The 16329-nt window shown below is 72.2% G+C and carries 15 protein-coding genes, 1 tRNA gene and 1 pseudogene; 8 read left to right on the top strand and 9 right to left on the bottom strand.

Features of this window, described 5'->3' with window-relative positions:
* Positions 1-74: 74 nt before the first annotated feature.
* From QEZ54_RS06430 to QEZ54_RS06420, 3 genes are read right to left on the bottom strand one after another with little or no spacing between them, the layout of a single operon-like run.
* A complete protein-coding gene (locus QEZ54_RS06430; RefSeq protein WP_281303564.1) occupies positions 75-770 on the bottom strand; it encodes a YcnI family protein in 696 nt (231 codons plus the stop codon).
* 43 nt (positions 771-813) lie between these two features.
* Positions 814-2469, bottom strand: a complete 1656-nt coding sequence (locus tag QEZ54_RS06425) for a copper resistance protein CopC (RefSeq protein ID WP_281303513.1) — start codon at positions 2467-2469, stop codon at positions 814-816.
* A complete protein-coding gene (locus QEZ54_RS06420) occupies positions 2466-3107 on the bottom strand; it encodes a hypothetical protein (protein WP_281303512.1) in 642 nt (213 codons plus the stop codon). Before QEZ54_RS06420 ends, QEZ54_RS06425 begins: the two co-directional genes overlap by 4 nt.
* Positions 3108-3229: 122 nt before the next feature.
* Between QEZ54_RS06420 and QEZ54_RS06415 the strand changes: the two genes are divergently transcribed.
* From QEZ54_RS06415 to QEZ54_RS06400, 4 genes are read left to right on the top strand one after another with little or no spacing between them, the layout of a single operon-like run.
* On the top strand, positions 3230-3793 hold the full coding sequence (locus QEZ54_RS06415) for a sigma-70 family RNA polymerase sigma factor (RefSeq protein WP_281303511.1): 564 nt from the start codon (positions 3230-3232) through the stop codon (positions 3791-3793).
* 17 nt (positions 3794-3810) lie between these two features.
* Positions 3811-4371 carry a DoxX family protein gene (locus QEZ54_RS06410; protein ID WP_348650514.1) on the top strand — a complete coding sequence of 187 codons (561 nt, stop codon included), beginning with the start codon at positions 3811-3813 and terminating at the stop codon, positions 4369-4371.
* Positions 4372-4389: 18 nt separating this feature from the next.
* The gene (locus QEZ54_RS06405; protein WP_281303509.1) at positions 4390-5124 is read left to right on the top strand and encodes a thioredoxin domain-containing protein; all 735 of its coding nucleotides are present in this window, start codon (positions 4390-4392) and stop codon (positions 5122-5124) included.
* A 10-nt stretch (positions 5125-5134) separates the two neighbouring features.
* Entirely contained in the window at positions 5135-6265 is a 1131-nt protein-coding gene (locus QEZ54_RS06400; protein WP_281303508.1) for a hypothetical protein, read from the top strand.
* Between the two features lie 367 nt (positions 6266-6632).
* Here QEZ54_RS06400 and QEZ54_RS06395 read toward each other — a convergent pair whose 3' ends face one another.
* From QEZ54_RS06395 to QEZ54_RS06380, 4 genes and pseudogenes are all read right to left on the bottom strand, one after another.
* Positions 6633-7400: an ATP-binding cassette domain-containing protein gene (locus QEZ54_RS06395; protein WP_281303507.1), complete on the bottom strand. Its 768-nt coding sequence runs from the start codon at positions 7398-7400 to the stop codon at positions 6633-6635.
* Entirely contained in the window at positions 7397-8167 is a 771-nt protein-coding gene (cbiQ, locus tag QEZ54_RS06390) for a cobalt ECF transporter T component CbiQ (protein WP_281303506.1), read from the bottom strand. Before cbiQ ends, QEZ54_RS06395 begins: the two co-directional genes overlap by 4 nt.
* A 4-nt stretch (positions 8168-8171) precedes the next feature.
* The gene (locus QEZ54_RS06385) at positions 8172-8549 is read right to left on the bottom strand and encodes a PDGLE domain-containing protein (protein ID WP_281303563.1); all 378 of its coding nucleotides are present in this window, start codon (positions 8547-8549) and stop codon (positions 8172-8174) included.
* Positions 8550-8564: 15 nt separating this feature from the next.
* Positions 8565-9215 (bottom strand): annotated as a pseudogene (locus tag QEZ54_RS06380) (energy-coupling factor ABC transporter permease); the annotation flags it as partial.
* Positions 9216-9356: 141 nt separating this feature from the next.
* Between QEZ54_RS06380 and bcp the strand changes: the two are divergent.
* From bcp to QEZ54_RS06365, 3 genes are all read left to right on the top strand, one after another.
* Positions 9357-9833, top strand: coding sequence for a thioredoxin-dependent thiol peroxidase (gene bcp, locus QEZ54_RS06375; RefSeq protein ID WP_281303505.1), 477 nt, complete (start codon positions 9357-9359; stop codon positions 9831-9833).
* A gap of 74 nt (positions 9834-9907) precedes the next feature.
* Positions 9908-9984 (top strand) — tRNA-Leu (locus tag QEZ54_RS06370).
* Positions 9985-10074: 90 nt separating this feature from the next.
* The gene (locus tag QEZ54_RS06365) at positions 10075-10572 is read left to right on the top strand and encodes a pyridoxamine 5'-phosphate oxidase family protein (protein ID WP_281303504.1); all 498 of its coding nucleotides are present in this window, start codon (positions 10075-10077) and stop codon (positions 10570-10572) included.
* Between the two features lie 21 nt (positions 10573-10593).
* Here the strand turns inward: QEZ54_RS06365 and QEZ54_RS06360 are convergent, their stop codons facing one another.
* Positions 10594-10941: an MmcQ/YjbR family DNA-binding protein gene (locus QEZ54_RS06360; protein ID WP_281303503.1), complete on the bottom strand. Its 348-nt coding sequence runs from the start codon at positions 10939-10941 to the stop codon at positions 10594-10596.
* Between the two features lie 131 nt (positions 10942-11072).
* On the bottom strand, positions 11073-15425 hold the full coding sequence (locus QEZ54_RS06355; protein WP_281303502.1) for a S8 family serine peptidase: 4353 nt from the start codon (positions 15423-15425) through the stop codon (positions 11073-11075).
* Positions 15426-15726: 301 nt separating this feature from the next.
* Here QEZ54_RS06355 and QEZ54_RS06350 point away from each other — a divergent pair, with 301 nt between their 5' ends.
* A complete protein-coding gene (locus tag QEZ54_RS06350) occupies positions 15727-16197 on the top strand; it encodes a winged helix-turn-helix domain-containing protein (protein WP_281303562.1) in 471 nt (156 codons plus the stop codon).
* Positions 16198-16329 lie beyond the last annotated feature (132 nt).

Here is a 16329-nt window from a genome sequence, read left to right as displayed (position 1 = left end):
CCGGCCCTGGTCACTCAGAAGGTCACACCGCAGGTGGTGTGGTCACACCACCTGCGGTGTGGGTCCGCTACCGGTCATGCCGTGCCGGCGGGCTTGCGGGTACGGGCCAGCGCCAGACCGGCCACGATGAGCGCGAGCACGCCCGCGACCAGCCCGGCGACGCCGGTCCAGCCGCTGCCGCCGTCGGCCTTGTCCTCCTGGGCCAGCGGGACGGTGGCCGCCGTGGTCGGCGCGGCCTCGCCCGGGGCCGCGGCAGTCAGCTTCAGCACCGGGGCCGGGCTCTCCGCCTCGGTGCCGTCGTTGGCCGGCTCGTCGATCCACCGCACCACGGTGCCGTCGGAGTACGTCTGCAGCGTCTTGAAGACCATCTGGTCGACCTTCGGCAGCGGGCCCAGCGAGATCGGGAACTCCTGGAACTGGCCCGGCTTGATCCCGGCGCCGGCCGAGGCGGTCCAGGTCACCACGGAGACGACCTCGCTGACGGGGCTGCCGTGCACCTCGATGGGCTGGTCCAGCTTGCGCTTGGTCACGGTGGCGGTCCAGCCGGGCACCGGTGAGGTCATCACCGAGGCGACCGGGGCGTCGTCGGGCAGGTGCACCTCCAGCTTGGTGGTGCTGTCGGTGTCCGACTCGGTCGGCACCCGGAACGCCAGCCGGGCGTAGCCGCCCTGCACCGCCGTGCCCGGGTTGACCGTCACGTGGGCCGAGGCGGGCACCGCGACGGCCACCAGGCCGAGCACGGCCGCGGCCACCACGCCGAGGCGACGCATCGTCTTCATGTCTGGACCTTTCCTACGGCTCGCGGCGCGAGCGCTACGAGATCGGCACCGTGGCGGTGACCGAGGCTTGATCGATTTCGGAGGTACGGAGCGTGAACTTCAGCTGCCAGTCGCCCTTGGTCGGCAGGGACACCTGCCCGCTGGCGTGGTTGTCGGTCAGCTTCAGCAGGGTGAACGAGATCGGCTCGATGCCCGCCGCGGGCAGCGCCGCCGACGCCTTCCACTCGACGACCGGCAGCGGGTCGCCCGCCGGGGTGTAGGCGTACAGGTGGACCAGGTTGTCGCCGAGCTTGCCCGGGTCGATCTCGACCTGGAGCCGGTACAGCGAGGTGGTGAGGGTGGTCGAGTAGAGCTGCTGCTGGGCGACGCCCTGGGTGGTCTCGGCGGCGGTGCGGGCCGGGGTGGTCTGGGTCAGCGCCCCGGTCAGCGCCAGGACCACCGCCGCGATCGACAGCTCCACCGCGACCACCTTGCGCAGCGGCTTCGGGTTGTCGGCGGCGCCGTTGAGCACGTGGCGGCGGGCCAGCCAGGCGGCGGCCAGGGCGAGCGCGACCAGGCCGACCTTGACCAGCAGCACCCGGCCGTACGTGGTCTGCACCAGCGCCGCCGGTGTGCCGACCTGGATCAGCCCGGACACGACGCCCGCCAGCAGCACCGTGGACATGGCCAGCGCCGCCCACCGGGACCAGATCGGCAGGATCGCGCCGAGCTCGCGGGCGTCGGCCTGGCGCAGCAGGTACGCCACGAGCATGAGCAGGCCGCCGAACCAGACCGCGGCCCCGGCCAGGTGCAGCGCGTCGACGGCGACCGAGACCGGCGGCACCGGCGAGGCGGCCGGGTGCCCGGCCAGCGGCCAGGTCAGCGCGCCGATCCCGGCGACGATCAGCAGCAGCACCCGGTCGACCGGGCCGTCGCGCCCGGCCAGCAGCGGGCGCACCAGGATCGCGGCGACCGCCAGGCACGCCAGCCGGACCAGCAGCGCGATGCCGTACTGGCTGCCGAGCACGTCGCCGAGGTCGCTCGCGGTGGCCCCGAACAGGGAGGCTCCGGTGGTGTAGGGCGCCTGCAGGTAGAGCCCGGCCAGGGTGGACAGGGCGACCAGGCCGAACCCGGCCCAGACCAGCTTGCGCGGGCCGCGCCGGTCCAGGCGGCCGGGCCACAGCAGCGCCAGCACCAGTGCCGGGCCGACGATCAGGATCAGGCCGACGTACCCGACGACCTTGGCGACGGCGATCAGCGTCTGGATGGTCTGGTCGACCTCGTCGGCCACCTCGGCGGTCGGGGTGGCCGAGGGGGCGCCGACGGAGAACGTGAAGCCGCCGGGCACCGGGTGGCTGTCGGCCGAGATCACCCGGTAGCTGACCAGGTACGTCCCGGGCAGGGCCTTGTCGCGCATGCCGATGCGCAGCACGTTGCCGTTGACGGTGGGGGTGCCCTGGTCGGCCCGCTTGCCGTCCGGGCCGATGATGCGGATCTTGTCGGTGACCGGGGTGATCGGCTCGCTGAAGGTGAGCTGCACCTCCGCCGGTCCCTGCGGCACGACCGAACCGGCCGGGGGGTTGGTGCGCAGCAGTGCGGCGTGGGCGTACGCCGGGCTGGCGGGCAGCACCAGCAGCAGCGCGAACGCCGCCAGCGCCAGCAGCGCGCGCACGGGGCGCGCGAGAAATCGAGGGGACGTCACATCGGTCACCCGGCGACCGTAGCCGGGCGGTGCCCCGAACGGGAGATGTCGGGCGTACGGCTCAGTGCCCACAGCAGCCCCGCCTGCGCCAGCGCCGCCAGGTGGCCGATCTCGTGCGCGATCGCGGTCATGCCGTCGGCCACGTCGAAGGCGCTGGTCAGGATCAGGCAGACCGCCAGCACGAAGGCGACCGGCAGGAACGCCCGCGCCCGCTCGGGGCGCCAGGCGGCCAGCGCGAACCCGACCGCCAGCGCGATGTCGAACGAGGCCGCCTCCCGGCCGGTGTGCAGCTCGCCCACCCCGGCCAGCAGCGCGGGCAGCGCCAGCAGCAGCTGCACCCCGGCGGTGGCGGCCAGCGCGACGCGCAGGATCTGGCGGCGGCCGTGCGCCTGCTCGCGGCGGGTCCGCTGCGCGGCGTGCTGCTCGGCGGCGACCGCGGCCAGGATCGGGGCGGTGAGGTCGGGCACGTCGACGGCCTGCAGCCGTACCGTGCGGGTCAGCTGCTCCGCGGCGCGCAGCCAGGTGCGGCAGCCGGCGCAGCCGGCCAGGTGCCCGTCCAGGGACGCCGCCGACGTCGCCGCCCAGCCTTCTTCCTCACCGTCCAGCCGGGCCGAGAGCCCTTCGCGTACCTCGTCGCAGATGTTCATGGGCGGGTAGTCGCCGCTCGGGGCCGTCCGGTTCCCGGCGGCGTGAAGGAATCAGCGTGGCGTGGGACACGCACTGCGTGACCGTTCCGTGACAGCCGGATCGGCCGTTAGGCTTGCTCCCCGTGTCCCCCCAGCCATCCGATGCCGCCGCCCCGGTCGCCGATCCGGCCACCGCGTGGGCGCTCGCGGCGCGCGGCGGGGACCCGCTGGCGCAGGCCGCGCTGGTGCGGGCCACCCAGGCCGAGGTGTGGCGGTTCGTGGCGGCCCTGGTCGATCCGGGCAGCGCGGACGATCTGACCCAGGAGACCTACCTGCGGGCGTTCCGGGCGCTGCCCGGCTTCGAGGGCAGGTCCACGGTGCGCACGTGGCTGCTGGGAATCGCCCGCCGCGCCTGCGCCGACCATGTGCGTACGGTGGTAAGGCAGCGCCGGCTGGACACCCGTCTGGCGGGCGAGGCGGCGACGGGCGGGCCGCACCCCGACCCGGCCGGCCAGATCAGCGCGGCGCAGCTGCTGGAGCGGCTGTCACCGGAGCGCCGGGAGGCGTTCGTGCTGACCCAGCTGCTGGGGCTGCCGTACGAGCAGGCGGCGGCGGTGCTGGAGGTGCCGGTCGGCACGATCCGGTCCCGGGTCGCGCGCGCCCGCGCCGACTTGGTGGCCGACGTCGTTACCGCACTAGCCGCCTAATGGCGCGAGGAGGAGACATGAGCAGTTGGCACCGGGCGCAGCCCTGGGTGAGCCTGGTGGTACGGCTCGCCCTCGCGGGCGTCTTCCTCACCGCCGGGCTGCTCAAGGTCGGGGACCTGGCGGCGTCGGGGCGTGCGGTCAACGCGTACCAGATCCTGCCGTACGACGCTGCGATGATCTTCGGGGCGGCGCAGCCGTTCGTGGAGATCGCCCTCGGCCTGCTCCTGCTCGTCGGCCTGGCCACCCGCCTGGCCGGCTGGATCAGCGCCGTGATGATGGTCGCGTTCATCGCGGGCATCTCCTCGGCCTGGGCCCGCGGTCTCAACATCGACTGCGGCTGCTTCAGCAAGGGCGGCGTGCTGCCGCCCGGAGTCACCCCCAACTACGTTCCGGAGCTGCTCCGGGATGCGGCCTTCCTGGCGATGGCCGTCTTTTTGATCATCTACCCGCTCAGCCGTTTCTCCCTCGACGCACGGCTGGATCAACTGTCCACCACGGACGAAGCGTTTGAGGAGTATGACGATGACAACGGGGAAGACGAGCCTGCCGCTCCCGCGGCACGCCAGAGGCGGCCGTGACGTCCCGGCGGTGACGGCATGAGCAGCCGGAAGGACCAGAACGCGGCGGCGCGGCTGGTACGCGAGCAGATCGCGGCCGAGAAGCGCCGCAAGCGCACCCTGTACATCTCCATCGCCGCCGTATCGGCGCTGGTCATCGCCGGTCTGATCGGCTGGGGCGTCTACGCGTCCAGCAAGAGCGGCGAGTTCACCGCCCCGCGCAACACCAACAGCGCGGGCAGCGGCGTGGTCACCGGCTCCGGCCCGGTCACCGTCGACGAGTACGTCGACTTCCTGTGCCCGCACTGCAAGGCCTTCCACGACGACTACGCGGCCCAGATCAAGCAGCTCGCCGACACCGGCAAGATCACCCTGGTCACCCACCCGGTGGCGTACCTCGACGGCGCCTCCACCAACCAGTACTCCACCCGCTCGTCGGCCGCCGCCGGCTGCGCCGCCGACGAGGGCAGGTTCACCGAGTACGCCGACGCGCTGTTCGCCGCGCAGCCCGCCGAGGGCACCGCCGGACCCAGCGACGACGACCTGATCGCGCTCGGCAAGACCGTCGGACTCGGCGACCCGTTCGCCCAGTGCGTCAAGGACAAGAAGTTCGTGAACTGGACCGACCACGTCACCACCGAGGCAGGCAAAGCCGGCGTCAGCGGTACGCCTACCGTGCTGGTGAACGGCAAACCGGTCCAGGCCACCGGCCCGGCCATCGCGGCGGCAGTCGCCGCGGCGTCCGGGACGGGACCCACCCCCACCGCAAGTTAGAGCAGGTCAGATGACACCCCTCCTGGTACGACGCGCGGGCGCGGTCCTCGGGACCGCGCTCGCCGCGCTCCTGGCCACCGCCACCCCCGCCTTCGCGCACGGCGCCGACGCGCCCGACGCCACCAACTTCCGCACCACCATCACGGTCAGCCCGGACCTGCCGGGCCTCGAGGTGATCAGCATCGAGGCGGGGGCGCGGCTGCAGCTGACCAACCACAGCGGCGAGCCGGTCGAGGTGCTGGGCTACCAGAACGAGCCCTACCTGGAGGTACGCCCCGACGGGGTGTACGAGAACATCCACTCCCCCGCCACGTACCTCAACATCACCATCGCGCACGTGGACCCGCCCGCGACCGCCGACCCGACGCTGCCGCCGGAGTGGCGCAAGGTCAGCGACGATCCGGTGTACCGCTGGCACGACCAGCGCGTCATCTGGACCGAGCCGGTCGACCCGCCCGAGGTGCTGGCCGCGCCCGGCCAGCCGCGCCGGATCAAGGAGTGGACGGTGCCGATGCGCACCGAGGTCACCCCGCTGAGGCTGTCCGGCACCCTCGACTACGTACCGCCGCCCGCGCCGGTGACCTGGTGGATCGTGGCCGCCGCCGGGGCCGCGCTCGTGGCGCTGCTCGGCTTCATCCCGCGCCGCCCGCGCTGGGTCACCGTCACGCTGGCGCTGGCCGCGATCACCGCGGGCGCCCTCGCCCTGGCGTACGCGGTCGGCCGCGAGATCGACGCCGGGAACACCACCGTGCTGTCCATCCTCGGCGAGCTGTTCACGGTGCAGCTGTGGCCCGCCGTCAGCGCGATCGCCGCGATCGCCGCCGGGGTCTACTCGCTGACCCGCAAGGCCGCGGGCGACTTCGCGCTGGCCCTGGGCGGTGCGGCAACGGGCCTGTTCGCCGGTATGGTCAACGCCGCGGTCTTCCACCGCTCCGTCGCCCCGCAGCCGCCCCTGTCCGGCAAGCCCTCCGACGACCTGGCCCGCATCGCCATCACGGTCGTCATCTCACTGGGCGTCGGGGTCGCCGCCGCCGGCATGCTCCGCCTCCGCGGCCTCACCCCCACCCCGCCCACCCCGACACCCGCCCCCACCACTGCCGAACGAGCACCCACTCCCGCCACCACCGACCCCCTTAAATAGACACTGGCCTATTACGTCGACTGACGATTGATCGTCTTGCACGTAATAGGCCAACGTCTATGAAAAGCCGGGCGCCACGCCCCGCCGCCAGCCGGGCGCCACGCCCCGCCGCCAGCCGGGCGCCGCACCCCGCCGCCAGCCGGGCGCCGGGCAGGGCCGCAGCACGCCGCGCCTTTCGTCCGCAGGCAGTGATCTCCTCGCGAAGATCACTGCCTGCGGTCACAACCGGCCCCTCAGCCCCACAGTTCGACCGCAGCCAGCGATCTAGCCCTGAAGATCGCGACCCGCGGTCCGAACACGGGCCGCAGCCGCCAGCCCCGAACCCTGACTGAGCGGACATCCGCAGGGACCGGGCTGGGTGGAGGGGTCAGGGGGCCGTCGGGATGGCGAAGCCGTAGGGGAGTTCGAGGCGGTGCTTGGTGAGCAGGGCGTCGTCGGCGAGCAGGTCGCGGGTGGGGGCGTCGGCGACGATGCGGCCGCTGTCGAGGATCACCGACCGTTCGCACAGCTGGAGCGCGTACGGCAGGTCGTGGGTGACCATCAGCACCGTCACGTCCAGCCCGAGGATGATCTCGGCCAGTTCCCGGCGCGCCTGCGGATCGAGGTTCGACGACGGTTCGTCGAGCACCAGCAGGTCGGGGCGCATCGCCAGCACCGTGGCGACGGCGACGCGGCGGCGCTGCCCCAGCGACAGGTGGTGCGGGGCGCGCGACTTCATGTCGGCCATGCCCACGGCGGCCAGGGCCTCGTCCACCCGTGCGGCCAGCTCGGCCCCGCGCAGGCCGAGGTTGGCCGGGCCGAACGCCACGTCCTCGCCGACCGTGGGCAGGAACAGCTGGTCGTCGGGGTCCTGGAAGACGATGCCGACCCGGCGCCGGATCTCGGCGAGCCCGGCCCGGTCGCGCGGGTCGACGGTACGGTCCCCGACCCGCACCGCGCCCTGCGCCCCGATCGCGCCCGTGCCGGGCAGGATGCCGTTGAGGTGCAGGACCAGGGTGGTCTTGCCGGCGCCGTTCGGGCCGAGCAGGGCGACCCGCTCGCCGGGTTCGACGCGCAGGTCGACGCCGTGCAGGGCCTGGTGGCCGTCGGGGTAGGCGTACTGGACGCCGTCGAGGTGCAGTGCGGCGGTGGTCATACCCCGAACCTTCCGAGCAGGAGCACCGCGGCGGCCGCCGCGGGCACGATCGCGCCGGCCACCCACTGGCCCGCGGTGGCGGCGCTGCCCTCGTGCAGGGCGGCGGGCAGCCGCCCGGTGTAGCCGCGCGAGCGCATGGCCAGGTAGACCCGCTCGCCGCGCTCGAACGCGCGCAGGAACAGCGTGCCGAGGCCGGAGGCGAAGCCGCGCAGCTGCCACAGGAAGCGGGGGTCGTCCAGGCGCGAGATGCGGGCCAGCCGCATCCGCCGCGCCTCGTCGGCGAGCACGTCGAGGTAGCGCAGCATGAACAGCGCGATCTGCGTGATCGCCTGGGGCGTGCGCAGCCGGTCGAGCCCGATCAGGATGTCGCGGGCGGGCGTGGTGCCCGCCAGCAGCAGCGCGATGAGCACGCCGAGCGTGCCTTTGACCAGGATGTTCCAGCCGCCCCACAGTCCTTCGACGGCCACGCTCAGCCCGAGCACGTCGGTGCGCGGGCCGGAGGCGAAGAACGGCAGCAGCAGCGCGGTGGCCACGAACGGCAGCTCGATGAGGCTGCGCTTGGTCAGCCAGCCGGCCGGGATCCGGGCCAGCACGGCGAGGGCCAGGATCAGCACCGCGTACGCCGCGAACGCGCCCAGCAGCTCGCGGGGCGTCGCGACGACCACGACGGTGAACAGCACCGCCGCGGCGATCTTCACCTCGGGGGCGAGGTGGTGCACGGCCGAGTGGCTGTGCACGTACATCGGGTGGGTGTGTCCGGCGCCCATCGGCTCAGTTCCCCGCGCCGACCCGCTCGGCCGGCGCCTGCGCCCCGGCCGCCGCCCGACGGCGCCGGACCAGCCAGAACACGCCCAGTCCGATGGCGAACGTGAGCACCACGCCGATCAGGCCCGCCAGGCCGGTGGAGCCGTCGAGTCCCTTGACGCCGTAGTCGGCCAGGACGGAGCCGCCGAGCTCGTGGTCGGCGGCCCGCTGCGCGATGCAGCTGCCACCGGTGATCTCCCCGGCCGCGTCGACGGTGCAGCCTTCGCGGGTGGTCGCGTCGAGGCCGTCCGGCGAGCCGGAAGCCAGGTAGCTGACGCCGCCGGCCAGGACCGCGGCCACGCCGAGGCCCGCGAGCACGAACTTGCGGGTCGAGCCGCCGCCCACGGCCGGGTCGAGGCGCCGGCCGCGCAGGGCGTACACCAGGTCGGGTCGGACCTTGGCGACGGTGGTGACGGTGACCGCCGCGATCAGGCCCTCGCCGATGCCGATGAGCACGTGCACCCCGGCCATGGTGAGCGAGATCTGGCCGTAGCCGATGGTCAGCGGCACGTCGCCGCCGAGGAGGTACTGCAGCACGAAGCCCTGCGAGGCCAGCGTGACGCTGAGGATCGAGGCGAGGAACACGGCCAGGCCAAGCCCCGCGGCGGTACGCGGCAGCAGCTTCATCAGGGCGATCAGCACGCCGAAGCCGACGGCGGTGCCCAGCAGCGCCATGTTGGCGATGTTGAGGCCCAGGGCGCTGATGCCGCCGTCGGCGAAGACCAGCGCCTGCACGATGAGCACCACGGACACGCACAGGGCGCCGACCCACGGGCCGACCAGTGCCGCGGCCAGGGCGCCGCCGAGCAGGTGGCCGCTGACGCCGGGCAGCACCGGGAAGTTCAGCATCTGCACCGCGAAGATGAACGCCGCGACCAGCCCCGCCATCGGGGCGAGGCGGTCGCTGAGGTCGTGGCGCGCCTTGCCCAGGCAGAACGCGAGAAGTGCGACGGCCACCACGCCGTACGCCAGGGACACAGGGCCGTCGATGATGCCGTTGCTGATGTGCATGGCGTGATTCACCGGGCCAGCCTATGCCTTGTTGCAAACTAGTTGCAATAAGAATGGCACTACCGAAGGTGCTTCGGAACACGAGCCGCGATGGATGGGTCAACGGCCGGGCGGAACTCGGCAGCGGGCTAGGGTGGCGAGGTGACGGAGAACGCTCGGCTCGCGCCCGGGGACACCGCCCCCGACTTCACCCTGCCCACCGCCGACGGCGGCACGCTCGCCCTGTCCAGCCTGCGCGGCAAGAAGGTCATCCTGTACGCGTACCCCGCGGCGATGACCCCCGGCTGCACCACCCAGGCCTGCGACTTCCGCGACTCGGTCGCCTCGCTGACCGCGCAGGGCTACGCGGTCGTCGGCATCTCCCCCGACGCCCCCGCCAAGCTCGCCAAGTTCACCGAGCGCGACGCGCTGACGTTCCCGCTGGTCGGCGACGAGGACAAGGCCGTGCTCAAGGCGTATGGCGCGTACGGCGAGAAGAAGAACTACGGCAAGACCGTGCAGGGCGTGATCCGCTCCACCTTCGTGATCGACGAGCAGGGGCAGATCGAGCACGCCTTCTACAACGTGAAGGCCACCGGGCACGTCGCCAAGCTGCGCCGGGACCTCAAGCTGAGCTGATCGCCGCGTGTCGCGGCCGACGCGCCGGACCTGGGTCAGCGCCGGGTCCGGCGATGGGCGACAATGTTCGCACTGGGGCCGTAGCCCAATTGGCAGAGGCACGCGGTTTAGGTCCGCGCCAGTGCGGGTTCGAGTCCCGCCGGCCCTACCATCGAAGACCTTCAATGGAAAGTACTTCCCGTGCTGCGACACGGCATCTTTGCGTACGCTGAGTGGGGCCCTAGTCGCTTACAGTCGCCCGATGGGAAGCGATAAGGCACACTATCTACTTAATAATGATCCGATCGCGAAAGACCTGCTCAACGCCGCGATCCCGGTACGGATGGCCTACATCGGCCCCGACGGCGACCCTCGCGTCATCCCCATCAGCTTCATCTTCAACGGCGACACGTTCGAGATCTTCACCCTGCCCGCCTCACCCAAGGTCGCGGCGCTGCGGGCCAACCCGAAGGTGGCGCTCACCGTCGACACCGAGAGCCAGCCGCCCCGGCTGCTGATGGTGCGCGGCACCGCCACGCTGACCCTGGTCGACGGCATCCCGGACGACTACCTCGACACCGGGCGCCGGCTGCTGCGCGACAGCGTGCAGTACGCCAACTGGGAGGCGCACGTCACGAGTCTATGGGACCAGCTGGTCCGGATCTCCATCACGCCGACCTGGGCCAAGGTGTTCGACTTCGGCCACCAGGCACCCGCCGCCGTGCTCGACGTACGCAAGGAGAAGGGCTACGTCCACTGAGCGGCGCCGGCCGCGCCCGCCTCAGCGCCGCTCGCCCAGCCGGGCGGCGGCGACCTTCTTCGGGACCGTCATCCGCCACGCCTCGGTGACCAGCTCGTAGAGCTCCTGCTCGTCGAGGGCGGCCAGCCGCGCCTGCACCCAGTGGAACCGCAGGTCCGACTCGCGGGGCAGCAGGAACTTCGCCGGCTCGGCGGCGACCAGGTCGGCCCGCTCCTCCTTCGGGAAGCCGAACCCCATGATCGTCTCGTCGGGCGAGACCGAGGCGTAGACGATGCCCCGGACGCGGAACTTCACGTAGTCGCGGACCAGCGCCTCCTCGGTGCGCGGCAGCGTCCGCGTGATCTCCCGTACGTCCTCCAGCGTCACCATGCCCCGAACGCTAGCCCCGCCCTCCGACACCCTCACGCGATCGGCGTGAAGAAGGGCCCCTTCTACATCGCATTGCGATAAGAAGGGGCCCTTCCTTACCTCACCTCACACGCGAGGAGTGGGAGTGCTGGTCAGCACGGGTTCACGGGGTCGAGGGTGAAGTTCACGGTGCGGACGATGCCCGCCTCGATCTTCAACCTGAAGGCCTCCGGAATCCAGCCGTCCTTGGCGACGATGACCTCGTAGTTGCCCTTCGGCACCCAGTACGCGAAGGAGCCGTCGGCCCCGGCGCGCAGGGTCCAGCCGGTGTCCGGGAGGTCGAGCAGGTTCACCCGGACGATCGCGGGCACGCCCACCGGGCCGCCCGAGCAGGGCTGGCCGAGCACGGTGCCCTGGATCTTGCCCCAGCTCGGCGGCGGCGAGACGTTCATCTCGACGTCCACCCCGGACACCGGGTACGGCGTGTCCGAGCGCAGCGCCAGCTGCGCGGTGTAGGTGCCGGGCTGCTGCACGCCCGCCGCGGCCGTCGCGGTCAGGGTGACCGTGATGGTGCGCGACTTGCCCGCGGCCAGGGTGAACGACGCCGGGGTCTCGGTCAGCCAGCTGATCTCGGTGGCCTCGTCGCACTGCCCTAGGTCGCCGAGGAACTCCGACTTCTTCGACCCGACGAACGAGGTCGGCGAACCGCCGATCTTGTACGCGCCGCAGGCGGCCCCGGCCCGGTACACCGCGTTGGCGGCGTTGGGCAGGGTGAGCCAGGCGTTGGCGGCCGGGTCGTAGGCGATGGTCTTGTTCGTCACCGTGGTGGAGCCGTCGGTGACGCCACCGGCCAGCACCAGCAGGCCCCCGCCGGCGGTGCCGGCCGAGCCCCACAGGTCGAACGGCATGTCGGCGATCGGCGACCAGCTGCTGCCGTCGTAGGCGAAGCCGTTGTCGAAGTCGGCCGCGCCGCTACCGCCGGCGCAGTAGACCTTGCCGGAGACGCCGCCGCAGGACATCCAGGCGACACCCTGCGGGTAGGGCGCACCGAGGGTGAACACGTTGGTCGACGGGTCGAAGATCACCGTGTCGGTGGACTCGGTGCAGCTGCTGTCGGTGCAGCCGCCCACCGTGATGATCTTTCCGTTGGCGACCGCGATGCCCGCCGCCGAGCGCGGCTTCGGGTTGATCACGCCGGACAGGGTGCTCCAGGTGCCGGCGATCGGGTCGAACACGTCGACACTGGAGATCGGCGTACCGCTGCCGTTCCAGCCGCCCAGCACGTAGAGCTTGCCGGCGACGGCCGCGACCTGCGGCTTGGCCCGGCCGGTGGGCAGGTTCGGCAGAGCCGACCAGGCACCGGTCACCGGGTCGTACCGGAAGGCCTTGTTCTCGTTGCCGGTGCCGCTACCGCCGCCGACCGAGTAGACCTTGCCCTCCAGCGAGGCCGCCGCGTTGTCGAAGACGTCCACCGGGTAGTCGGCGATCGGAGCCCAGGCTCCGGCCGCCGCCGGGGCCGTGTCCGCCGGTCGGGTGCCGGCCACGCCGGTCATCCCGCGCGGTGCCTTGCCGCCGGGCAGCTTCGACTCCACCAGCGGGGCACCGGCCCGGCCGAGGATCTCGAAGTCGCCGCCGCGCTCCAGCACGTCCACCGTCGCGGTGGCGGAGCCGGTGTTGGTGACGGTCAGCGTGGTCTTGCGGGTGCTGCCGTACGGCTGGAACGACTGCACGTCGGTCGGGGAGATCGTCAACCGGCCGGACTTCAGCGCGAAGTCGGTCCGCTTGACCCCGTCGGCGACCACGGTCACGCTCTTGCTGAGCGTGGCGTACGGCGCCTTCGCCGCGGCGAACGGGTGCGCCCCGGTCACCGTCGAGAACAGCCAGTAGAAGCCGTCGCCCAGCGCCGGGTCGTCCGGCGTGGCCGCCGAGACGGCCTTGTCACCGGGGACGTCGGTGCTGGTCACGGTCACGCCGTTGAGCCCGGCGCCGGTGTTGGCGTCGGTGGTGATCCCGGCGACCAGGCCGCCGGGGACCGGCGAGCAGGTCCGGTTGACGACCTCGACGTTGTCGACCTGCCACCACCAGGCCCAGGTGCCCTTGTAGTGGAACCGGATCTGGGCGGTGGCCGAGCCCGCGAGCGAGGTCAGCGCGATCTGCTCGACCCGGGGGCCGCGCAGGTTGGCGGTGGTCTGGTGCCAGACGTTCGTCCACGTGGTGCCGTCGGTGCTGACGTCCACGTCGGCGATGCTGTTGGAGAACGCGCGGTAGTCGCTGTTGAACCGCAGGTACGGCGCGGCCGAGCCGGACAGGTCGAGCACCGGCGTGATCAGGTCGGCGTCCTGCGTCTTGCCCGTACCGAGCTTGTCGCTGTCCAGGATGGCGAAGCCGCCGGTGCCGCCGGTCAGGTTGCCGCGCGCACCGAGGTCGGTGAACGCCCAGTCGCCGCCCGTGGTGCGGGTGGCGGTGGTCCAGCCGGCCGGCAGGCTGCCGGTGCCGAAGTCCTCCGACAGCAGCGGGGTGCTGAACGCCGAGGCGTAGCCCGCCACGGTGCAGCCGGGGTCGACGGTGACCGCCACGTTCACGGTCTTGGCGGCCGCGGCCAGGACCACCGAGGTGGTCGCGGTGCGGTAGCCGGGGTACAGCGGGGCGGTGCTGAACTGGTAGGTGGCGTTGCCGGGCAGGTCGACGCTGTAGCGGCCGGTGAACGGGTCGGTGAAGACCGCGCCGGGCGCGCCCGCGACGTCGATGCGGGCGTACAGCGGGTAGCCGTGGCCGGAGCCGTCGGTCACCTTGCCGCTGACGGTCACCATCGGCGCCGGGGTCAGCGCGAAGTTCTGCGTGACGGTGGCGTCCTCGGCGACGGTGACGGTCTGCGTGACGGCGTGGTAGCCGTACTTGCTCGCGGTCACCTCGTTCGCCCCCGCCGGGACGGACAGCTCGAAGGAGCCGTTCGCGGCGGTGGTGACGGTGCGGCCGGTCACCGAGACGGTGGCGCCGGCCAGCGCGGTGCCGGTCGCGGCGTCGGTCACGGTGCCGGTGACGGTGCCGTGCGGGCCGCGCGGTGCGGCCGTGACCGCCGCGTACGCGTCGAGCCGGCCCTCGCCGAAGTTGTTGTTGTCGTCGACGGTGCCACCGCAGCCGAGCGAGTCGACGTCGACGGCCGTGTCGTCGAGCAGCGCCTTCGTGGCGTCGATGTCGCCCTTGAGCGCCGGGGCCGCCGACCACAGCAGCGCGACGGTGCCCGCCACGTGCGGCGAGGCCATCGAGGTGCCGCTGAAGGAGTCGTACCCGCCGCCGGGGACGCTGGAGCGCACGTTCACGCCCGGGGCGGCGATGTTCGGCTTGATGCCGGCATCCACCGCCGAGGCGCCGCGGCTGCTGAAGCCCGCGATGACGTTGCTGCTGTTGTAGGCACCGGCCGAGTACGACTGCGGGTAGTCGCCGGGCGAGCCCGCCGTGCCGCAGTTCGGGCCCTCGTTGCCGTTGGAGAACATCGGGAAGATGCCCGCGGCGATCCAGGCGTCGACGGAGTCCTCGTACCACAGGTCGCCGCCGCCACCGCCCCACGAGTTGTTGACGATGTCCGGGTGCAGGTCCGGGCGCGGGTTGTTGCCGGCCCGGTCGGTCGGGGCGAGCACCCACTGCGCGGCGGCCAGCAGCGACGCGTCGGAGCAGTTGACGACCTCGCAGCCCTTGGCCGCGATCCACTTCGCCCCGGGCGCCACGCCGATCACGTTGCCGGCGCCGTCGTCGCCGACCATGGTGCCCATGGTGTGGGTGCCGTGGTCGTTGTTGTCGCAGGGCGTCCCTCCGGTGCACAGCCCGGTCGGGTCGAACCAGTTGTAGTCGTGGGCGAACGTGCCGCCGGTGTTGCCGCGGTACTTGCCGACCAGCGCCGGGTGGTCGTACTGCACGCCGCTGTCGATGTTGGCCACGACGACGCCCTCACCGCGTACGCCGTACTCCGACCACACCTGCGGCGCCTTGATGTTGTCCAGGCCCCACTCGACCGCGTTGACGGTCGCCTGGTCGGTGCCGTGGATCGGCTGGACCAGCGGGTACGTCTTGGACGGGGCGATGCTGGCCACGGTCGGCTCGGCCGCCAGCGCGTCGAGGACCGACTGGTCGCCCTGCACCAGCAGCGCGTTGGCGATCCAGAACGACTTGTAGCTCACCTTGCGGTCGTCCAGCAGCGTCCGCACATCGCGCTGGCTGCTGGCCGCCGTCGCGGTCAGCGCGCTGTAGACGCGGGTGGCGCGCTCGGTCGAGCTCGCCGCGGTCGCCGCCGGGCTCAGGTCGGCCTTCTCGCGCAGGTACACCAGGAATCCGGTGGTCCCTCCGCCGGCCACCGCGGCGCGCACCGCCGCGCTGACCTCTGCCCTGCTCGCGGGCGCGGCCTGCGCCGACACCGCGGGCGTGCCGGCCGCGGCCAGCAGCAGTACCGAAACGGCGGCCAGGCGTTGCGGCCACCGCGACCGGCTGTTACGCCGGCTGGCTTGTGACATCTCTCGTCCTCCCCTGGATGAGCGGCCCGCGACGGGGATGTCCCGCGCAGGCCATTGCATGCCATGCTTCGGTCAGCCAATGGCGGCGATCAATGGCCATGGGCGGGCAAGTCCCTGTCAGTACTCCGTCGATTCGGGCAGAATGCCGTCGGCGTCACGAATCTGACCGACAAATAGTTGACTTGATCTATGTAAGCGGGTTGTCTGTAGGCGTTTGAGCAACCTATGCGTTTGAGCAACCACTGGGGAGGTTGCGGTGATCGCTGCCGATGTGCCGCTGGTTGTCTGCGTATCGTCCGATCTGGCGGTACGCGAACGCCTGGTGCGCCGCCTGGACTCGTGCGGTGCCGTGCTCATCTGCGCCGACCTGGACGAGCTGCGCGGCATCCTGTTCCCCGAACCGGCCGCCGCCGAGCAGGCGTCGCCGGTGGCGGCGGTCACCGCCGTGCACGCCGAGCGGGTGCAGCTGGGCGGCCTGGTCATCGAGGCGGGCGGGCACCGGGTGAGCTGGCACGGCGCGCCGCTGTCGCTGACCAGGCTGGAGCGGCGCCTGCTGGGCTGCCTGGCCGGGCCGCCGCCGACGGTGTGGACGTACCAGCGGCTGTTCCAGGCGGTGTGGGGCGGCGCCTACCTGGGCGACACGTCGATCCTGCACTCAGCCGTGAAGCGGCTGCGCGTCAAGCTGGCCGTGGCCGACGGCGAGCTGGCCCTGGAGACCGTGCGCGGCGTCGGTTACCGGCTGGTCGCCACCGACGCCACGCGCGCGCGCTGAGCCACCGCGCGACCTGCGCGCTTTAGCCTGTTGCGGACACGTGAACGGCGCCCCCTCCGCCCACTCGATCGTGGCCTCAAGTATTGACATATGTGACGGTGACCCGAAGGCTTTCTTTCGAAGTCCTTCGAC

The organism is Catellatospora sp. KI3 (assembly GCF_029948125.1).
Classification (GTDB): Bacteria; Actinomycetota; Actinomycetes; order Mycobacteriales; family Micromonosporaceae; genus Catellatospora.
Note: the sequence above shows the minus strand (reverse complement) of the source record. Positions and strands in the feature narration are given on the sequence as shown.

Bases quoted from the DNA above. Each gene is read 5' to 3' on its own strand.
- QEZ54_RS06430 (WP_281303564.1), bottom strand. From the start codon at position 770: ATGCGTCGCCTCGGCGTGGTGGCCGCGGCCGTGCTCGGCCTGGTGGCC.
- QEZ54_RS06420 (WP_281303512.1), bottom strand. From the start codon at position 3,107: ATGAACATCTGCGACGAGGTACGCGAAGGGCTCTCGGCCCGGCTGGAC.
- QEZ54_RS06410 (WP_348650514.1), top strand. From the start codon at position 3,811: ATGAGCAGTTGGCACCGGGCGCAGCCCTGGGTGAGCCTGGTGGTACGG.
- QEZ54_RS06405 (WP_281303509.1), top strand. From the start codon at position 4,390: ATGAGCAGCCGGAAGGACCAGAACGCGGCGGCGCGGCTGGTACGCGAG.
- QEZ54_RS06400 (WP_281303508.1), top strand. From the start codon at position 5,135: ATGACACCCCTCCTGGTACGACGCGCGGGCGCGGTCCTCGGGACCGCG.
- QEZ54_RS06395 (WP_281303507.1), bottom strand. From the start codon at position 7,400: ATGACCACCGCCGCACTGCACCTCGACGGCGTCCAGTACGCCTACCCC.
- cbiQ (WP_281303506.1), bottom strand. From the start codon at position 8,167: ATGGGCGCCGGACACACCCACCCGATGTACGTGCACAGCCACTCGGCC.
- QEZ54_RS06365 (WP_281303504.1), top strand. From the start codon at position 10,075: ATGGGAAGCGATAAGGCACACTATCTACTTAATAATGATCCGATCGCG.
- QEZ54_RS06360 (WP_281303503.1), bottom strand. From the start codon at position 10,941: ATGGTGACGCTGGAGGACGTACGGGAGATCACGCGGACGCTGCCGCGC.
- QEZ54_RS06355 (WP_281303502.1), bottom strand. From the start codon at position 15,425: ATGTCACAAGCCAGCCGGCGTAACAGCCGGTCGCGGTGGCCGCAACGC.